Genomic DNA, 19,184 nt, shown 5'->3' on the forward strand with positions numbered 1-19,184 from the left:
CCCTGTGCCGAGGTACGGGGTCTGGACCGTTCATGTCCAGTGCTCCAGCGTGGCATTCAAGTCGGATGTTTCATTGATTTAATCACCTGCCGCCTCTCAGCAGGGGTGATGGGCCATTCGTCTTGTTTGTCGGATAAAAAACAAATTTTATTCATTTAACTTTTTCAGAAACTTGAGGGCATTGCTTTTCTGGCAGTGCTCTCGCGTTTGTGTGCCTTGATCGAGGAGTTTCAATCATGTTTCTACATAATAAGCGGCTGCAATACACCGTGCGTGTGGCTGAACCCAATCCGGGACTTGCCAACCTGTTGCTCGAACAATTCGGCGGTGCCCAGGGTGAACTGGCGGCCGCCTCGCGGTATTTCACCCAGGCGTTGTCCGAAGATGATCCGGGCCGCAAGGATCTGCTCATGGACATCGCCACCGAAGAGCTCAGCCACCTGGAGATCATCGGTTCGATCATCGTGATGCTGAACAAGGGCGCCAAAGGCCAGATGGCCGAAGGCGTGGAAAAGGAAGGGCAGTTGTACCGGGATATCAACGGTGCCGGCAACGACTCCCATATCACCAGCCTTTTGTATGGTGCCGGTTCACCCCTGACCAACTCGGCGGGTGTGCCCTGGACCGCAGCCTACATCGACACCATTGGCGAGCCGACCGCGGACATGCGCTCCAACATCGCCGCCGAGGCCCGGGCGAAAATCGTCTATGAACGGCTGATGAACGTCACCGACGATCCAGGCGTAAAAGAGGCGCTGGGTTTCCTGATGACTCGGGAAATCGCTCACCAGATGTCTTTTGAAAAAGCCTTGCATTCCATCCAGCCCAATTTCCCTCAGGGTAAATTGCCGGGCATGCCGGAGTTCACCAATGTGTACTTCAACATGTCCCAGGGCGAGCCGGCTGTACGCGGCCCATGGAACCAGGGCGACGACTGGGAGTTCGTCGAAGACCCCACGCCGGCGGTGGATGGCGGCGATGGCCTGGCGAGCGTACAGCTGAGTAAAAAAGACGAAGCCTTGCTGATGGATATGAAGGCGCGGACGATGTCCAACCCTGAAAGCGATCCCACCACTGGCGCAGACTTGGGTTCGGGGATGCAAGGTGACAAACTGTAAAAACTTGGCGAGGGGGCAGGGCTCCCTCGCCTGGACATCACGCCCGATCGCTTCCACTGTTTGGAGAAGCGATCAGGCATTGCCTGGCCAGAGCCAGTAAGGACATTCGATGGACCAGCCCACCTCCCGGATCCGCTCCCCCTGGCGCACTTGGCTGGACCCGGTGCAAAACAACCTGGTGCTGGGGGTGAGCTTTTGGCTGGGGCTGGCCGTGATCACCGCGCTGTTGCTCTACAGCGGCTACAACGCATTGGTCGGTGCTGACCGACACAACCTGGGCTACGCAGTACTGGGTGGAACCTCCGGCTTTGCCGCCACCGCCCTGGGCGCGGTGATGGCCGTGGTGCTGCGGGACATCTCGTCGCGCAGCCAGGACATCATGCTGGGTTTCGCCGCGGGGATGATGCTCGCCGCCAGTTCTTTCTCGTTGATCCTGCCGGGGATCGAAGCCGCCCAGGTCATTTGTGGCAATCGATTGCTGGCAGCGTTTGTCGTGGTGGTCGGCCTCGGGCTGGGGGTGGCGCTGATGATCGGCCTGGACCGCTTCGTGCCCCACGAACACGAATTGAGCGGTCGACGCGGCCCTCAGGCCGAACGCATCAACCGCGTCTGGTTGTTCGTGCTCGCGATCACGCTGCACAACTTGCCTGAAGGCATGGCCATCGGCGTCAGTTTTGCCGACGGCGATTTCAAGGTCGGCCTGCCGCTGACCACCGCCATCGCCCTCCAGGACATCCCCGAAGGCCTGGCTATTGCCATGGCCTTGCGGGTCACCGGTATCAGCACCCTGCGGGCTGCGCTGATTGCGATCGGGTCGGGGCTGATGGAACCGTTGGGCTCGGTGATCGGCCTGGGCATGTCGTCCGGTGTGGCGGTCGCGTATCCCATCAGCCTCGGGCTGGCAGCGGGAGCGATGATCTTCGTGGTGTCCCACGAAGTGATTCCCGAGACCCACCGCAACGGTCACGAAACCCCGGCCACCCTGGGGCTGATGATGGGGTTTGCGGTGATGATGTTCCTCGATACGGCGCTGGGTTGACGGCCTGCCGAGCGGTGGGGTGGCTGGATGCTGTGGGTGTTCACGATCCCGTGTGGGAGCGGGCTTGCCCGCGAAGGCGTCGGCACTTTCTACATCACCGGTACAGGCAGATCGCTTTCGCGAGCAAGCTCGCTCCCACAGGTTAGGTGGGGTGGCTGGATGCTGTGGGTGTTCATGATCCCGTGTGGGAGCGGGCTTGCCCGCGAAGGCGTCGGCACTTTCTACATCACCGGTACAGGCAGACCGCTTTCGCGAGCAAGCTCGCTCCCACAGGTTAGGTGGGGTGGCTGGATGCTGTGGATGTTCACGATCCCGTGTGGGAGTGGGCTTGCCCGCGAAGGCGGCGGCACTTCCAGCATCACCGTTATAGGCAGACCGCTTTCGCGAGCAAGCTCGCTCCCACAGGTTAGGTGGGGTGGCTGGATGCTGTGGATGTTCACGATCCCGTGTGGGAGCGAGCTTGCTCGCGAAGGCGTCGGCACTTTCTACATCACCGGTACAGGCAGACCGCTTTCGCGAGCAAGCTCGCTCCCACAGGTTAGGTGGGGTGGCTGGATGCTGTGGGTGTTCACGATCCCGTGTGGGAGCGGGCTTGCCCGCGAAGGCGGCGGCACTTCCAGCATCACCGTTATAGGCAGACCGCTTTCGCGAGCAAGCTCGCTCCCACAGGTTAGGTGGGGTGGCTGGATGCTGTGGGTGTTCACGATCCCGTGTGGGAGCGAGCTTGCTCGCGAAGGCGTCGGCACTTTCTACATCACCGGTACAGGCAAACCGCTTTCGCGAGCAAGCTCGCTCCCACAGGGGATTGGCGGTGCCCGCAGATTCGAAGGCTGGCAGAGATGGCTTTGGGCTGCGAGGCCTATACTCATCTCCTGGGGTGACCTGAAACCGGGGTGGCGCGACTGTGTGGCGTTCGCTGATGGTGGCCGTTTTGCTCGTTCTGGCGGGGTGCGCCACGCCGCAGCGCGGACAACAGGCCGCTACTGTGGCTATTCCCCAGGAGACCTGGCGGCAGGTTGACCGGCAGATCATCGCCGCGTCGAAGAGCGCCATCGAACAGGCTGGCCTCTATGCGCGCGGTTCGATGGAGCATTGGCGGGTGCTGGTGTACGAGCGCACCGAGGCCGAGTTCATCCCCTGGTTCAGCAGCTACTGGACCCAGGAATGGCTGGCGGTGAAGGTCAGCTGGTACTCCGCCAGTGCCCAAGGCGAGGACGATGCCTCTGCCAGGCGCCTGGCGCTTTATCTGCAAGAGCAGTATCGCGAGCGGGTCCTGGCGCCAGTGGCGGTGGAAATCGATCCCGAGGCGATCAGGGCCAGCGCGACCGACTACTACCTGCGGCTGCTCAATCAGCAGGTCCAGGTGATCGCGCTGCGCAATCAAGTCCCGAATGAACTGATGAATCGACGCCTGCATGGCATTCCCGCCATCAATCTGGGGCCGCCGGCGGCGCGCAATGCGTCGTTGTACGAGATGGTCCACGCCCAACCGCTGAACACCTTGCCGGCCTATGTCGCGCTGATCGATCACGTCAACAAGGCCGCCGCCACCGGCTCGGGTCCGTCGGACGCCGTCATTGCCACGGTGGCGCAACGCACCAGTGAAAAAATCCAGGCACAATTCGCCACGCGAGGGGCGACCAGCGCGGCGGCGGCCGTGGCCGGGAAAGCGGCGGGGGCATTGATTTCCGTGGGCGTGGCCGGCATTCGCGCGATCATTCACGAAGGCGAGCGGCCGGAAATGGAAACACAGATCCGCAAGAGCCTGAGCGCGGCATTCGACGAGGCCTGGTTCAAGTCGCTCAAGCATCCCCTCAGCGGGGTGATGGCGCCGGTGTACTACCTGGACGAGGAAATCGAAGGCAACCTGGTGGAAACGGACCTGGCCAACCGGGCGGTGGTCCTGCCACCGCTCACGCCATGAGCGGGCGACTCACTGCGCGTCGAGGGTGACGCGACACCCCTTGCGGTGGCGGATCTCTTCGTCCGAGGGCCGCTCCTTGACGAATTCGAAGCGCGGCTCACCTTCGCTGTAGATCACCAGCCATCCCCATTCCAACTCGCTTTCATCCTGCCCCGGCTGGGGCGGCGAGGCCCACCAGGGCTCTTTGTGCATGATCTGGCGCATCGGTCACCTCCGTTCGGTTGAGCCTTTGAACTATAGACCGCTCGATTTGCAGCCCGCACATCGATGTGCTTCGGTCCCGTCCATCAGCGTCTAGCGTCTGTATCCCCGCACTCGAACGGGGAATGACTGGACCCCGCGTTTATGCAAGCACTGTTGAACGAGATCCTCGATGCGGTTCGCCCCCTGATCGGTCAGGGCAAGGTTGCCGACTACATTCCGGCCCTGGGGACCGTGGCGCCCAATCAATTGGGTATTGCCGTGTATAGCAATGACGGCGAGATTTACTGCGCAGGCGACGCCGAAACGCCGTTTTCGGTGCAGAGTATTTCCAAGGTCTTCAGCCTGGTGCAGGCCATCGAGCATTCTGGCGAGGCGATCTGGGAACGGCTCGGCCATGAGCCGTCCGGCCAGCCCTTCAATTCGCTGGTGCAACTGGAGTTCGAACGGGGCCGGCCGCGCAATCCGTTCATCAACGCCGGCGCCCTGGTGATCTGCGACATCAATCAGTCGCGCTTCGCCGCTCCGGCGCTGTCGATGCGCGATTTCGTCCGGCGCCTGTCGGGCAACCCGCTGGTGATGGTGGATGGCAAGGTCGCCGATTCGGAATACCAGCACCGCGCACGCAACGCAGCGATGGCCTATCTGATGCAGTCTTTCGGCAACTTCCACAACGACGTGGAAGCAGTGCTGCGCAGTTACTTCAGCCACTGCGCCTTGCGCATGAACTGCATCGACCTGGCCCGGGCGTTTTGTTTTTTGGCCAACGACGGGTTCTGCAAGCACAGCGGCGAACAGATCCTGAGCGCGCGGCAGACCCAGCAGGTCAACTCGATCATGGCCACCAGCGGGCTCTACGACGAGGCCGGCAACTTCGCCTACCGTGTGGGCCTGCCGGGCAAGAGCGGCGTGGGAGGCGGGATCGTCGCCGTGGTGCCGGGGCAGTTCTCGGTGTGCGTGTGGTCACCTGAACTCAACACCGCCGGCAACTCCCTGGCCGGCATGGCGGCGCTGGAATTGCTCAGCCAGCGGATCGGCTGGTCGGTGTTCTAGGGTCGACGAAAAAGGGCCCGTTCCGGGTAACGGAACGGGCCCTTTCATTCAGGCGCAATCAGCAGAGGCGATCGATGACCTGTACCTGCGAGGTGTTGTGCATCGACTGCCAGGCCTGGGTCAGCGTCTGCAGCACGCGACCGATGAAGTCTTTGTCGGCGGCAGCCTTCTTGCCAACGTAGCCCTGGCCACGGCGGTACATCTTCAAGCGGGCACACAGCTCCTGCTTGTTCTTCTCGAACTCGCCTTCCTCGGTGAAGGGCGACAGGCAGTCCATGTGCACCTGGCCTGTCTTGCTGATCCACAGGATGTGGCTGTCCAGGGTGTCTTTGTGTGCTGCGAACATGCGAGCCAGTTCATCAATAGTTGGTTGATCATTCAGATTCATGTGTAAGCCCCTTGACCATTTGGTTGATCTGTCTGGTGGTTCGCAAAACTTCGCTATCGGTAAGTGCCTGCCTGGTACCGAAACCAGGTCGTCAGCATTCGTCCGTCAGACGTCGACGGGGTCATGCAGTGGTTATGTAGTGTTATCGAAGGGCTGCTACGCAAATGCGCTACAACGAAGAGAAACAGCGAAGAATCTTCAGTCAGTGTCAACCTTGCAGGGTCGACCACGTGCGTCATGAGGATCTTCACCGACGTTTCTCGTCCTTGTTACCGGACGGTCAGGCCAGGTCAGCACCTTCAATCTGCCTTGTGGGCAGTCCCTTATCCAAAAAACAGCTCGGCGGTCAGACGAGCTTGCTCCAACGGTTGCCTGTACTCCCGATCGGGGAGACGTCTGCATCATGCAAGGGCAAATCGTGGGCGTCAACGGTTTTGTAGTGATTATTTTTAGTCACTACATATTGTCGGACAAAATGGTTTGGGTATGAAAAATCTTCAGGCGCGCAGTGGGGCAGGGCAGGTTTTGGACTTATCTGTGGCGAGGGGATGAATCCCCTCGCCACAGGGGCTGTCAGGTCGCCTTGGCTTTGGCGGCCTTGCGCTTGGCCGGCTTGCGTTTGTTCTTCCACGGGGTGGCGCCACGGCCGGCCGGGCTGGCGGGGCCGCTGATGGTCAGGTTCATGCCCTGGCAGCGGGCGACGTGCTTGCTCATCCAGGCAGCCTGGCGGGTGACGAATTCTTCCAGGCTCATCTCACCGCTTTGCACCATGTCCAGGGCCTGTTCCCAGATGGCGGTGGTGCCTGGGTCGGCGATGGCCCGGGGCACGGCATCGATCAGGCTGAAGGCCGCCGGAGTGGCGGACAGGGCCTTGCCGTTCTTCACCAGGTAACCGCGATCGAGCAACCCCTGGATGATCGACGCCCGGGTCGCTTCGGTGCCGATGCCGGTGGTGTCCTTGAGTTTTTGCTTGAGCAGCGGATCCTCCACCAGTTTGGCGACGTTCTTCATGGCCTTGATCAGGTCGCCTTCGGTGAATGGCTTCGGGGGCTGGGTCCACAGGTCCTTGAGCCGGACCTCGTCCACCGCGCAGTCAAGCCCTTCGACCAGTGCGGGAAGCGTTTGCGGCGCGGGCGCTTCGCGGCCCTTGGCCGGCGCCAGGGCCTCGGGCAGGGCGCGCTTCCAGCCGGGCTCGATGATTTGCTTGCCCACGGCACGCAGGGCCTGGCCGGCACAGTCGAAGTCGGCCTGGGTCCGGTCGTATTCATGGTTGGGCAGGAACTGCGCCAGGTAACGTGCGCGAATCAGCGTGTAGACGGCCCGCTGCTTGCTGGCGAGTTTGTCGAGGCTTTTTGCCGCCGCTGTAGGGATGATGCCGTGGTGGGCGCTGACCTTGGCGTCGTTCCAGGCCCGGGATTTGCGCTGCGGTTGCAGGTGTTCACGCAAGGGCGCAAGGCTCGGGTCGGCCTGGGCGAGGGCGGCCAGGATGGCCGGCGCCTCGCTGTGTTGGCTCAGGGGCAGGAAACCGCAGTCGCTGCGCGGGTAGGTGATGAGTTTGTAGGTTTCGTAAAGCGATTGGGCAATGTCCAGGGTTTCCTGGGCGCCCAGGCCGAGCTTCTTCGAACAGACTTCCTGCAACGTGCCCAGGTCGAACGGCAGCGGTGGCGCTTCGCGCAGACGCTCGGTGCGCACCTTCAGGGTCCGGGCGGTGGCGGCGTCGCCCATGGCCTGGGCGGCATCCCGGGCCAGGCTCGGGTTCAGGCAACGTTCCTGGTCGTCGCAGGCCTGCGGGTCGGCGCGCCACTGGGCGGTGAAGGCGATGCCTTGGTGGCTGAGCTGCACGTCGATGGCCCAATAGGCGACCGGCACGAAGTCGGCAATGCTGCGGTCGCGGTCCACCACCAGGCGCAGCGTCGGTGTCTGCACGCGGCCGACCGGCAACACACCCTGATAACCGGACTGGCGCCCCAGCAGCGTGAACAGGCGGCTCATGTTCATACCGATCAACCAGTCGGCGCGGGAACGACCGAGGGCCGAGTGATACAGGTTGAAGGTGTCGGCCCCCGGCCGCAGGGCGGCGAGGGCCTTGCGGATCGACGCTTCGTCCAGGGCCGACAGCCACAGGCGGCGGATCGGCCCGCGATAGCGGCAATGCTCCACCAGCTCCCGGGCGATCATTTCGCCTTCGCGGTCGGCGTCGGTGGCGATCACCAGTTCCCGGGCTTCCCCCAGCAAGCGCTTGACCGCCTTGTACTGGCTGGCGGTTTTCGGCTTGACGGTCATTTTCCACTGCGCGGGCACGATCGGCAGGTCGGCCAGTACCCAGCGCTTGTAGCGCGCGTCGTAGGCATCGGGCGCAGCGGTTTCGAGCAGATGGCCGATGCACCAGGTGACCGTGACGCCGGTGCCCAACCAGCAACCGTCGCCACGGCGCTTGGCACCGAGCACGGCCGCGATGTCCTTGGCTTGGGAGGGCTTCTCACACAGGTACAACTGCATAGCGACCGTTTCCTCTGACGGGTCTGATGGGTGCTAAGCATGGTCATGGATGAGCGTCGCGGCAAGTTTTATCTGTATGGATATACAGACCAAGCGTTGCAGTGCGTTGCCCCAGCGTCTCTGGCGTGACGTTCGGCGGGATCTGTACAGGCAAAAATGAATTTCTCGAAGAGGCATCGCTCATAACCTTCAGAGCGGGTGTAACCGCAAAGAAAGCTATGAAGTCTAGGAGAGTCACTGATCATGAATTCGATGCCGAAGGGCGACGGGCAGACGACCACACGTTTGATTCTCGTCGTTGAGGATGACCCGACGATCCTGGAGTTCCTGTGTGAAATCCTTGAGGAAGAAGGGTTCGTCGTGGAGCCCCGGGAAAGCGCCGACGAAGCGCTGACGTTTCTCGAAGAAAACTCCGACTATGTCGACCTGTTGCTCACCGACATCACCATGCCGGGGACACTGGACGGTGCGGACCTGGCCAACCTCACCGGGGAGCGCTGGCCGCAGATACCGCTGCTGATCATGTCGGGCTTCGAGACGCCGGAAAGCGCGGGGATCAAGCACCATGCCTCGTTCATCGCCAAGCCCTGGGCACTGGGGCAGATGTTGGATCTGGTGGAGAGCACGGTGAAGAATCATTCGGTGCATTGACAAGCAATGATGGATCTGTGGCGAGGGGATTTATCCCCGTTGGGGCGCGAAGCGCCCCTTTGTGTAATGCGTGAGCATTTATCGATTGAACCGTTTGGGGTTGCTGCGCAACCCAGCGGGAGCAAGCTCCCTCGCCACGGGATGAGCGCAGGTCCTCAGTTTTTGTCGAGATCCACATTCCGCGTTTCCCGCAGGCAGATCATGCCCACCACCAGGCTCACGCCAGTGATCACCACCGGGTACCACAGCCCGTAGAAGATATCCCCGGTATAGACCACCAGCGCGAACGAGACAGTGGGCAGGAAGCCACCGAACCAGCCGTTGCCGATGTGGTAGGGCAGGGACATGGAGGTGTAGCGGATCCGGGTCGGGAACAGTTCCACCATCAACGCCGCCAGTGGGCCGTAGCACATTGCTGAAATGATGATCAGCGCCACGATCAGGGCGACGATCATCGGCCGGTTGATCTGCTGGGCGTCAGCCTGTTGCGGGTAGCCGGCCAAGGTCACCGCGCCGCGCAGGGCGGCTTCGTCGTAACCGTCGATCTTCACGTCGCCGATGTTGACCTGCACCGGGCTGCCGGCCGGCGCGGCGACGCTGGTGTAGGGCAAGCCTTGCTTGACCAGGAAGGTCTTGACCTTGTCGCAGGGGCTGTCGAAGCGCGCCTTGCCCACCGGGTCGAACTGGAAGGTGCAGGTGGCCGGGTCGGCGATCACGCTGATCGGCGCCTGGCGACTCGCCTGGTCGATGGCCGGGTTGGCGTAGTGGGCCAGGGTCTTGAAGATCGGGAAGTACAGCGCTGTCGCCAGCAGCAGACCGATCATCAGCACCGGTTTGCGCCCGACCTTGTCCGAGAGCCAGCCAAAGAAAATGAAGAACGGCGCGCCGATGACCACGCTGACGATCAGCAGGCTGTTGGCCAGGGCCGGGTCCATTTTCAGGAACTGGGTGAGGAAGAACAGCACGTAGAATTGCGCGGCATAGAAGGTGACCGCTTGCCCGGCGTTGATGCTGAACAGCGCGATCAGCACCACCTTGAGGTTTTCCCACTGGCCGAACGATTCGCGGATCGGCGCCTTGCAGCATTTGCCTTCTTCTTTCATTTTCAGGAAGGCTGGCGATTCGTGCAGGCTCAGGCGAATCCAGGTGGAGATGCCCAGCAGCAGGATCGACAGCAAAAACGGAATGCGCCAGCCCCAGACTTCGAACTGGTCGCCCGTGAAGTAGCGGCAGCCCAGCACCACCAGCAGCGAGAGCAACAACCCGAGGGTGGCCGTGGACTGGATCCAGCTGGTGTGGAAGCCGCGTTTGCCGATGGGCGCGTGCTCGGCGACATAGGTCGCGGCCCCGCCATATTCGCCACCCAGGGCCAGGCCCTGGAGCATGCGCAGCACCACCAGGATGATCGGCGCGGCGATGCCTATGCTGGTGTAGTTGGGCAGCAGGCCGACGCAGAAGGTCGCCAGGCCCATGAGCACGATGGTTGCCAGGAACGTGTATTTACGCCCGATCATGTCCCCCAGCCGACCGAACACCAGCGCGCCGAAGGGGCGCACGATGAAGCCGGCGGCGAAGGCCATCAGAGCGAAGATGAACGCCGTGGTGTCGTTGACCCCGGCGAAGAACTGCTTGCTGATCACCGCCGCCAGGGCGCCGTAGAGGAAAAAGTCGTACCACTCGAACACCGTCCCCAGGGACGAGGCGAAGATGACCTTCTGGGTTTCCCGGCTGGTGCCGGCGCTGCGCGTGGCTTCCAGGGGCTGAACATGTTCCGACATAGCGATATCCCTCACAGTGATTGTTTTTGTTGTTCCACTGTCGACGCCGGTGGGCGTTTGTAGCGTGCTGCGTTCCTTGGATCGGTACATTCCCCCTGTGGGAGCGGGCTTGCTCGCGAAAGCGGTGTGTCAGCCGACATCATCGCTCACTGATACGCTGCCTCTCCCGCAGGGATAGTGTGGTCTTCAAACTGAGGCGGTTTCCTTTTGGAGGGTGGTGTTCCGAGCCTGCGGCTCAAGCATCATCTGCGCCGCCTTCTCGGCGATCATCAGCGTCGGCGAGCAGGTGTTGCCCGAGGTGATGCGCGGCATGATCGAGGCGTCGGCGATGCGCAGGCCGCGGATGCCGTGCACGCGCAACTGGGCGTCCACCACGGCGTCGCGGTCCTGGCCCATTCGGCAGGTGCCGACCGGATGGAAGATCGTCGTGCCGATACGGGCGGCGGCCTGGTGCAATTCTTCTTCGGTCTGCAGGCTGGGCCCTGGCAGGTATTCCACCGGGTTGAAGGCGCCCAGGGCCGGTGCCGCGACGATGCGTCGGGTCAGGCGGATGGCGTCGGCGGCCACCCGCAGGTCTTCCGGATGGCTCAGGTAGTTGGGCTGGATCAGCGGCGCCTGATGGGGCTCGGCCGAGCGAATGTCGACCCGGCCACGGCTCTGCGGGCGCAGGTCGCAGACCGACGCGGTGAACGCGGCAAAGCTGTGCAGCGGTTCGCCGAATCGCTCCAGGGACAACGGTTGCACGTGGTACTCAAGGTTGGCCGACGTCTGCTCGGGCCCGGAGCGGGCGAACGCGCCGAGTTGGCTGGGCGCCATCGACAGCGGCCCGCTGCGGTCGTACAGGTAGCGCAGGCCCATGCCCATCTTGCCCCACAGGGTGCCGGCGATCTGGTTCAGGGTCCGGGCATTTTCCAACTGGTAGATCAGCCGCAGTTGCAGGTGGTCCTGCAGGTTGCCGCCGACGCCGGGCAGTTCATGCGTCACGCCGATCCCCAGGCGTTGCAGCAGGGCGCGGGGGCCGATCCCCGAGCGCTGCAGGATTCCCGGCGACCCCACCGCCCCGGCGCACAGCACGATTTCCCTGCGGGCCTTGAAGGTCATGCCCTTGCCTTGCCAGCGGGCGCGCACGGCATGAGCACGGTCGTCGCGTAATAACACGCGATCGACTTCGACCTCGGTCAGCACGGTGAGGTTGGGCCGTTGGCGGATCGGTTTGAGGAAAGCCTTGGCCGCGTTCCAGCGCACCCCGGCCTTCTGGTTGACCTGGAAGTAACCGCAGCCTTCGTTGTCGCCGCCGTTGAAGTCGTCGACGTTGGGGATGCCGCTCTGTTCGGCGGCGCGGCGGAATGCATCGAGAATGGGCCATGACAGGCGCTGGCGTTCGACCCGCCATTCGCCGCTGGCGCCATGCAGCTCCGACGCGCCGGCGAAGTGGTTCTCGCTCTGCCGGAACAGCGGCAGCACATCGTTCCAGGTCCAGCCTGGATTGCCCTCGGCGGCCCAGCCGTCGTAGTCCGCGGCCTGGCCGCGCATGTAGATCATGCCGTTGATGGACGAGCAGCCGCCCAGGACCTTGCCGCGTGGGTAGCTCAGGGCGCGTCCTTGCAGGCCCGGTTGTGCTTCGGTCTTGAAGCACCAGTCGGTGCGCGGGTTGCCGATGCAGAACAGGTAGCCGACCGGGATGTGAATCCACGGGTAGTTATCGCGCCCACCGGCTTCGAGCAACAGCACCCGGTGGTGCGGGTTGGCTGAAAGCCGGTTGGCCAGCAGGCATCCGGCAGGGCCGGCGCCCACGATCACGTAATCGTATTCATCGACGACAGGTTGCATCCGCGACCTCTTTATTGTTGTTGTGGGATTCATCCTAGTTGTTAGTTTTCGTTTAAAGAATGTTAGTTTTTGCGCAGCGGCTGTGCGTTTATGAACAGCGATGTGCAAGGAGCGACCATGTTTGACTGGAATGACCTGCGGTACTTCCTGGAGCTGCAACGCAGTGGCCGCTTGCTGACGGCCGCGCGGCGGCTCAACACCACCCACGCGACTGTCGCCCGGCACATCGAGGCCATCGAGAAGAGCCTGGGCACGGCGCTGTTCGTCCAGCATGCCCAGGGCTATGAATTGACCCCCGCCGGCGAGACGCTGCTCAAGCATGCCGAGGCCATGGAGAACGTGGCGTTGCTGGCCCAGGAGGACATCACCCAGTCCAGTGCGCCGCTCGGCAAGATTCGCCTCGGGGTGACCGAAGGGTTGGGCATCATGTTCCTGGCCAGCCGCATGGACGGGCTGTTCCAGCGTTACCCGGGGTTGGAAGTGGAGCTGGTGGCGGTGCCGCGGTTCGTCAGCATCCTCAACCGCGAGGCGGAAATCAGCATCCACCTCGAACGCCCGGCGGCGGATCTGCTGGTGACGCGCAAACTCACCGACTACAGCCTGGCACTGTACGCCAGCCAGGCCTACCTGGACCGTTCGCCACCGTTGCGCACCCGTGAAGACCTGGCCCGCCATGCCTGGATCGGCTACGTCGACGACTTGCTGTTCAGCCAGGAGTTGATGTTCCTCAATGGCTTCTGCCGCCACCCTCGGGTGGTGTTCCACAGCACCAGTGTCATCGCCCAGCAGCAGGCCGCACGGTCCGGCCTGGGCATTGCCGTGCTGCCTTGCTACATGGCCAGCGGCGATCCGACGCTGGTGCCGCTGCTGCCGGATGAAACCCTGCGCCGCAGCTACTGGATCAGCACCCGCCGTGAACTGCACAAGTCGGTGCGCTTGCGGGTGTTGTGGGATTACGTGGTGCAGTTGTGCGAGCGGGAGCAGGGGTTGTTGCTTCCTTAGCCGCGCAGCCTTTCTGTGGCCAGTTCAATCGGCGGTGCGACAGGCACTGGCCGCCCAAGCCCCCTTTTATGGCCCCCAATGACCTCAGCCGCCACGCCGGCGTGCCTTAACGTGGGAACTGCCTGACCCACAACAAGAAAGGCGCAGCCATGCGCCGCGAAGAGGGGCCCTATGCCGGCAACCACACCACCGATACTGCTTCATACCGCCGCCGTCATGCTGCTCGGCGCGCTGCTCGCCGGCTGCGGCGAGGAACCCAAGCCACCCGCACCCACGGTGTTCACGGCCATGCCCGCCGATGCGGCGCTGGCCCAGGTCTACGACAGCAGTTGCAAGCTCTGCCACGCCAACCCCGGTGCCGGGGCGCCGCTGACCGGCGATACCCATGCCTGGGCGCCGCGCGTGGCCCAGGGCACCGACACCCTGCTGGACCACGCGATCAATGGCTACAACGGCATGCCGCCGATGGGTTTGTGCATGCACTGTTCCGAAGAACAGTTCCTGGCCCTGATCGCCTTCATGTCCGGCCAATCTCTCCAATAACAGACAAGGGTACGACGGCATGACGATGGATTTTTCACGGCGCCGGTTGCTGCAAGGGGCCGGCGTTGTCGCGGCGTTCACCGCGCTCGGCAGCCATAGCGCGCTGGCCGAGCTGATGCGCGCGCCGCGCCTGATTCCCTGGCGCAACTGGTCGGGGGGGCAAAGTTGCCTGCCGCTGGCGCGCCTGGCGCCCAAGGACCTGGATGAACTGGTGCAGGTGGTGACCCGCGCCGAAGGTCGCATCCGGCCGGTGGGTTCGGGGCATTCCTTCAGCGCGCTGGTGCCCACGGACGGGACCTTGCTGTCGCTGAGCTTTTTCAGCGGGTTGCTCGATCACGACGCCGCCAGCCTGCAAGCGGAGTTCGGCGGCGGTACGCCCATGTCGCGCATGGGCCCGGCACTCAAGGCCGTCGGCCAGGCATTGCCGAACATGGCCGACGTGGATTACCAGACGTTGGCCGGCGCCATCGCCACCTCGACCCATGGCACCGGCAAGGCGTTTGGCTCCTACGCGTCCCAGGTCGTTGGCCTGCAACTGGTGACCGCCAGTGGCGAGGTTCTCGATTGCGACGCCCATCGCCACCCCGAGGTGTTCAAGGCCGGGCGAGTGTCCCTGGGGGCGCTGGGGCTGGTGACCCGGGTGCGCTTGCAGAATCGCCCGGCCTATCGGCTGCGCGAGCGCCAGTGGGTGGCAAAAACCGAAGAATTGCTCGAAGACATCGACGCCCACACCCGCGACAACCAGCACTGGGAAATGCAGGTCGTCACCCATTCCGACTATGCGTTGGCCATCGCCCTGAACGAAACCAGCGACCCGGCCACGCCGCCCATCAGCCCGGAAGAAGAGGGCGGCAACGAATTCGTCACCCTGATCGAAAAACTCGACAAGTACGGCAGCGATTTTCCCGCGGCCCGACGAATGCTGCTGAACAACCTGCGCCTGCTGGCCAGTTTCGACGATCGCGTCGGCGACTCCCATGACATCTACGCCAACGCCCGCACCGTGCGCTTCAACGAGATGGAATACTCGGTGCCGGCCGAACACGGCCCGGCGTGCCTGCGGGAGATTCTGGCGCTGATTCGCGACAAGGACCTGCGCACCTGGTTTCCCATCGAGTACCGCTACGTCAAGGCCGACGACATCGCCTTGAGCATGTTCGAGGGGCGCGACAGCTGCTCGATCTCCGTGCACCAGCATTACCAGATGGACCACCACAATTTCTTTGCCGCCGTCGAGCCGATCTTCTGGAAGTACCAGGGCCGTCCGCATTGGGGCAAGTTGCACTCGCTCAACGTCAGGGCGCTCCAGGCGCTGTACCCGCGTTGGCAGGAATTCTCCGAGGTGCGTCAGGCCCTGGACCCCGCCGGCAAGTTTCTCAACGGGCATCTGTCCACGATCCTGGGGGTGAGCTGATGGGCTTCAATCGTCGAGGGTTTCTCAAGGGAACGTTGGGCGCGGGGGTGCTGCTCGCCGGGGCCGCGGTGCTGTTACGCCCGCAGGACAAGGGCGGGCCGTACAGTGATTACTTCCACCAGTTGAACCGCGAGCTCAAGGCCAACGGCCCGATGCGCCCGGTGCTGCTGGTGGACCTCGATCGGCTGGACCACAACATCGACGTGGTCAAGGCGTCGGTCCGGCGCACCGGCAAACAGTTGCGGCTGGTGGAAAAATCACTGCCGTCGCCCGGGTTGCTGGCCTACATCGGCCAGCGGGCCGAGACGCGGCGGTTGATGTCGTTCCACCAGCCGTTTCTCAACCACGACGCGATGCAGTTTCCCGACGCCGATATCCTGCTGGGCAAGCCGCTGCCGGTGCGCTCCGCCGAGCTGTTCTTCCAGTTGCACAAGGGGCCGTTCGACCCCGCGCGGCAGTTGCAGTGGTTGCTGGACACCCCGCAGCGGCTCGAACAGTACCGAGCCCTGGCCCAAGGCCTGGGCACGCGGTTGCGGGTCAATATCGAACTGGACGTTGGCCTGCACCGCGGAGGCGTGACCGACGAGGCGGGCCTGGAGGCCATGCTCAAGCTGATCCGGGCCCATCCGGCGCAACTGGAGTTCGCCGGGTTCATGGGTTATGACCCGTTCGTGGGCATGGGCGTGCCCGAAGTGTTGGCGAGCCCGCAGACGCTGTTGGCCCGGGTCATGGCGATCTACACCGCGCGGGTGGATTTCGTTCGCTTGCGCTACCCGGACCTGTGGCACCCGAGCCTGACCTTCAACACCGCCGGCAGCCCCAGTTATCGGCTGCACGAGCAGGAAAACCTCAGCACCGAAGTGTCGGTGGGCACGGCCATGCTCAAGCCCAGCCATTACGACCTGCCGTCCCTGAGCGAGCACGTGCCGGCGGCCTACATCGCCACGCCGGTGTTGAAGCGCACCGGCGCGGTGAACATCCCGGCGCTGGACGATAAGTCTCGGGTCTTTTCCTGGTGGGATGTGAACCAGCGGGCGACGTTTTTCATCTACGGCGGCAACTGGATGGCCGACTTCGAGTCGCCCCCCGGCCTGAAGAGCAACAGCCTCTATGGCCGCAGCTCCAACCAGGAAATGGTCAACGGTTCCGAAGCGGTGGGGCTGGAGCTGGAAGACCAGGTGTTCCTGCGGCCCACCCAGACAGAGTCTGTGTTGCTGCAGTTCGGTGACTTGCTGGCGGTGCGCGGTGGACGGATTGTCGAGCGGTGGCCGGTCTATGGCTGAGCCTGCCTGCAATGAGCCGGCCTGAAAACAGAACCCCTGTGGCGAGGGAGCTTGCTCCCGCTGGGTGGCGCAGCCGCCCCATATGAAAGGTGATTTTCCAGAGCAACCGCGTCAGCTGGATTTACGCCGGCTGCGCCGCCGAGCGGGAGCAAGCTCCCTCGCCACGGGGGGCCAGTGCGCCTCTAGAACACCAATGCCACCCTAGAACGCAAACGGAATACTCACCTTCGCCCACAGCATTTCCCCTTCCGGACGGTTCTCCACGTCGAACTCCTTGGCCCAGCGAATTTCCGCGCTGGCGTACTTGAGGAAGGTCAGGTGCACCGCCGGGCCGATGGCGAAGACCTGGCCGCGCACGCCGTCGTCGACGTCCTGCCCGGCGAATTGCACCGTGCGGCCGTACTGTTTGTCGTCGGTGGTCTGCTTGAGGTAATAGCCGTTGAGCCCGAGCCGCAGGTTGTCGGTGACCCGGTAGCTGGCCGAATAATCGAAGTGGAAGATCTGCCCCGAGCGGTAGTCGGTGTCCTTGTTCTCGCGGTTGAAGCTGTAGGTGGTCTTCATCGACACCTCGGTGGCCTCGGTGGGCAGCCAGGTGAAGGAGAACAGCGGTTTGTAGGTGTAGAAATTGTTGCTGGTGTTGGCCAGTCGATCGGTGCTGTATTCGCCGGTCGGCACGGTGATTTCCACCGCCGCGGCCAGGGTCAGGTTCTTGCCCATGTCCCAGAGCACGATCGGTGAAATGGTCGTGTCGCCCATGCCCTCGCGGGTGTCGTGCAACCCGAACACCGACACTTCCTGCTTGAGCCACGGCTGGGCGACGTAGATGCCCAACCGTCCGCCGGCCACCCGCAACGGGCTCAGGTAGTCGATCCGCGGGACCACCGCCGTGGATTCGATTTCAACCTTCGGCACGTCGCCGCCCAATGAGCTGATGTTGAATTTTCGTGCCTTGTAATGGTTGTAGTAGAGGTTGAACGCGACCATGTTGTCGGGAAGGCTGTCGACCTCCAGCGGCAACACGAAGAAGCCGTCGGTGCCGGGGCCGATGTTGTCGACGCCGGATTCCGTCGCCAGGGCGGGCAGCGTAACGGTCAGGCCGAAGGCAAGGGGCAAGGCAAAGCGCGTGCGGATCGGGTTCATAGGGGGGCTCATTATTATTGTTGGTGATGCACCGAAAGTCCGAGCCATAGAAATAAGCCGTTAGTGGCGGCCAGGGCAGGGTATTGGCGGCCACGCAGGGGACTTGGGCGGCCAGATTTTGTGTCCCCCATTGCGCCGGGGCATGCTAACGTTCATGAAACAACCGGTTACAAAAACGCCACCTAACGTGCTCCGGAACCCGCCATGCAGATGAAAGTCATCGACCCCACCTATGAACTGGCGCTGGTATCGCCCTTCCTGTTGCAAACCCTGGCCGAGGTGGTGGCGGACAAAGGCTTCGATGCGGCCAGCCTGTGTCGCGGCCTGGGCTTTGGCCTCGATGATCTGCAGGACCCGGCCCAGCGGATTTCCTATCGCCAGGCCGTGATCATGATCCAGCGTGCGCTCAAGCTGCTGCCCGACCAAGGCCTGGGCCTGTGGGTCGGCGACCGGAACGTGCTGGGCACCCTGGGCCTGCTGGGCCATGTCCTGTCGCTGTGCGAAACCCTGCGCGATGCCTTCGCCCTGGGCGTGCGTTACCAACACACCACGGGTGGCATCGCGGTGACCAGTGTCGAGGAAGCCGCCGAGCAGATCAGGGTCGAGGCGACCTGCCGCCTGCCGTTCGCCGAGATCCAGGTGTTTGCGGTCGAGGAGTTCTTCGCCAGCCTGATGGTCTACGGCCGAGCGCTGGCCGGCCCGGATTTCAAGCCAGAGGCCGTGGAGTTCATGCACGCGGCGCCGTCCTATGCCCGGGAATACCAGCGCATATTGGGGCCGGAGGTGCGCTTCGGTTGCCGGCACAATCGCATGTTGATCAACGTTCGCTGGCTGGACATGCGCCTGCCCAATCATCACCCGCTGGCCTTGCGCCAGGCCTTGGCCTTGCTGGAGCAGGAGGCCGCCGAGGTTCACCAGAAGATCGACTTGATCCAGGCCGTGGAACGGGCCATTGCCCGGGACCTGACCCGAGGCAGCCACATCGAGAAAATCGCCAGCGACCTCAACATGAGCAGCCGGACCCTGCGCCGGCGCCTGACGGAGCACAGCCTGACCTTCGAGGCCTTGCTCGAACAGGTCCGGCGCGGTCGGACCCTGAACCTGCTGGCGAACCCCGAGCTGTCCATCGAGCGGATTACCGAAGAAGTGGGCTACAGCGATGTGCGCAGTTTTCGCCGGGCGTTTCGGCGCTGGACCGGCATGAGTCCCAGTGCTTTTCGTAGCGAGGGCGCCGAGGCGCGGCTCTAAGGTTATGTCCAAACGGTATTTCTCAAGCCACGGGCGGTTTCCCTAAGATCACGTCATAACTCGTTATGACAAG

The 19,184-nt window shown here is 63.2% G+C and carries 16 protein-coding genes; 10 read left to right on the top strand and 6 right to left on the bottom strand.

Going from position 1 to position 19,184, the window contains the following annotated elements:
- Positions 1 to 236: 236 nt before the first annotated feature.
- From AD664_RS22605 to AD664_RS22615, 3 genes are all read left to right on the top strand, one after another.
- Positions 237 to 1,118: a manganese catalase family protein gene (locus tag AD664_RS22605; protein ID WP_042731041.1), complete on the top strand. Its 882-nt coding sequence runs from the start codon at positions 237 to 239 to the stop codon at positions 1,116 to 1,118.
- A 109-nt stretch (positions 1,119 to 1,227) separates the two neighbouring features.
- Positions 1,228 to 2,157, top strand: a complete 930-nt coding sequence (locus AD664_RS22610) for a ZIP family metal transporter (protein ID WP_053149947.1) — start codon at positions 1,228 to 1,230, stop codon at positions 2,155 to 2,157.
- A gap of 919 nt (positions 2,158 to 3,076) precedes the next feature.
- Positions 3,077 to 4,081, top strand: a complete 1,005-nt coding sequence (locus tag AD664_RS22615) for a hypothetical protein (protein WP_256207132.1) — start codon at positions 3,077 to 3,079, stop codon at positions 4,079 to 4,081.
- A gap of 9 nt (positions 4,082 to 4,090) precedes the next feature.
- Here the strand turns inward: AD664_RS22615 and AD664_RS22620 are convergent, their stop codons facing one another.
- The gene (locus tag AD664_RS22620; RefSeq protein WP_053149952.1) at positions 4,091 to 4,285 is read right to left on the bottom strand and encodes a hypothetical protein; all 195 of its coding nucleotides are present in this window, start codon (positions 4,283 to 4,285) and stop codon (positions 4,091 to 4,093) included.
- 141 nt (positions 4,286 to 4,426) lie between these two features.
- Between AD664_RS22620 and glsB the strand changes: the two genes are divergently transcribed.
- Entirely contained in the window at positions 4,427 to 5,335 is a 909-nt protein-coding gene (gene glsB, locus AD664_RS22625) for a glutaminase B (protein WP_053149955.1), read from the top strand.
- A gap of 58 nt (positions 5,336 to 5,393) precedes the next feature.
- Here glsB and AD664_RS22630 read toward each other — a convergent pair whose 3' ends face one another.
- Both AD664_RS22630 and AD664_RS22635 read right to left on the bottom strand, forming a co-directional pair.
- Entirely contained in the window at positions 5,394 to 5,723 is a 330-nt protein-coding gene (locus AD664_RS22630; protein WP_053149958.1) for a hypothetical protein, read from the bottom strand.
- Between the two features lie 573 nt (positions 5,724 to 6,296).
- Complete coding sequence (locus AD664_RS22635; protein ID WP_053149961.1) at positions 6,297 to 8,222, bottom strand: DNA topoisomerase III; 1,926 nt, start codon at positions 8,220 to 8,222, stop codon at positions 6,297 to 6,299.
- A 243-nt stretch (positions 8,223 to 8,465) separates the two neighbouring features.
- On the opposite strand from AD664_RS22635, the gene AD664_RS22640 reads away from it, so the two are divergent.
- The gene (locus AD664_RS22640) at positions 8,466 to 8,873 is read left to right on the top strand and encodes a response regulator (RefSeq protein WP_042732097.1); all 408 of its coding nucleotides are present in this window, start codon (positions 8,466 to 8,468) and stop codon (positions 8,871 to 8,873) included.
- A gap of 155 nt (positions 8,874 to 9,028) precedes the next feature.
- On the opposite strand, the gene AD664_RS22645 is transcribed toward AD664_RS22640, so the two are convergent.
- A complete protein-coding gene (locus tag AD664_RS22645; protein ID WP_053149964.1) occupies positions 9,029 to 10,651 on the bottom strand; it encodes an MFS transporter in 1,623 nt (540 codons plus the stop codon).
- 186 nt (positions 10,652 to 10,837) lie between these two features.
- Positions 10,838 to 12,481, bottom strand: a complete 1,644-nt coding sequence (locus AD664_RS22650; protein ID WP_053149968.1) for a GMC family oxidoreductase — start codon at positions 12,479 to 12,481, stop codon at positions 10,838 to 10,840.
- A gap of 117 nt (positions 12,482 to 12,598) precedes the next feature.
- On the opposite strand from AD664_RS22650, the gene AD664_RS22655 reads away from it, so the two are divergent.
- From AD664_RS22655 to AD664_RS22670, 4 genes are all read left to right on the top strand, one after another.
- Positions 12,599 to 13,483 (top strand): LysR family transcriptional regulator, encoded by an 885-nt coding sequence (locus AD664_RS22655; protein WP_042732153.1) that lies wholly within the window; start codon positions 12,599 to 12,601, stop codon positions 13,481 to 13,483.
- 171 nt (positions 13,484 to 13,654) lie between these two features.
- The gene (locus AD664_RS22660; protein ID WP_053149971.1) at positions 13,655 to 14,026 is read left to right on the top strand and encodes a cytochrome c5 family protein; all 372 of its coding nucleotides are present in this window, start codon (positions 13,655 to 13,657) and stop codon (positions 14,024 to 14,026) included.
- A gap of 115 nt (positions 14,027 to 14,141) precedes the next feature.
- Entirely contained in the window at positions 14,142 to 15,440 is a 1,299-nt protein-coding gene (locus AD664_RS22665) for a D-arabinono-1,4-lactone oxidase (protein WP_371260984.1), read from the top strand.
- Complete coding sequence (locus tag AD664_RS22670) at positions 15,440 to 16,723, top strand: DSD1 family PLP-dependent enzyme (RefSeq protein WP_053149979.1); 1,284 nt, start codon at positions 15,440 to 15,442, stop codon at positions 16,721 to 16,723. The genes AD664_RS22665 and AD664_RS22670 overlap by 1 nt, the downstream gene beginning before the upstream one ends.
- 201 nt (positions 16,724 to 16,924) lie before the next feature.
- Here AD664_RS22670 and AD664_RS22675 read toward each other — a convergent pair whose 3' ends face one another.
- Positions 16,925 to 17,863: a transporter gene (locus AD664_RS22675; RefSeq protein WP_053149981.1), complete on the bottom strand. Its 939-nt coding sequence runs from the start codon at positions 17,861 to 17,863 to the stop codon at positions 16,925 to 16,927.
- 204 nt (positions 17,864 to 18,067) lie between these two features.
- On the opposite strand from AD664_RS22675, the gene AD664_RS22680 reads away from it, so the two are divergent.
- The gene (locus AD664_RS22680) at positions 18,068 to 19,111 is read left to right on the top strand and encodes an AraC family transcriptional regulator (protein ID WP_053149983.1); all 1,044 of its coding nucleotides are present in this window, start codon (positions 18,068 to 18,070) and stop codon (positions 19,109 to 19,111) included.
- Positions 19,112 to 19,184 lie beyond the last annotated feature (73 nt).

Origin of the sequence: Pseudomonas sp. P97.38 (assembly GCF_001269745.1) — a bacterium.
Lineage (GTDB): Bacteria > Pseudomonadota > Gammaproteobacteria > Pseudomonadales > Pseudomonadaceae > Aquipseudomonas > Aquipseudomonas chlororaphis_E.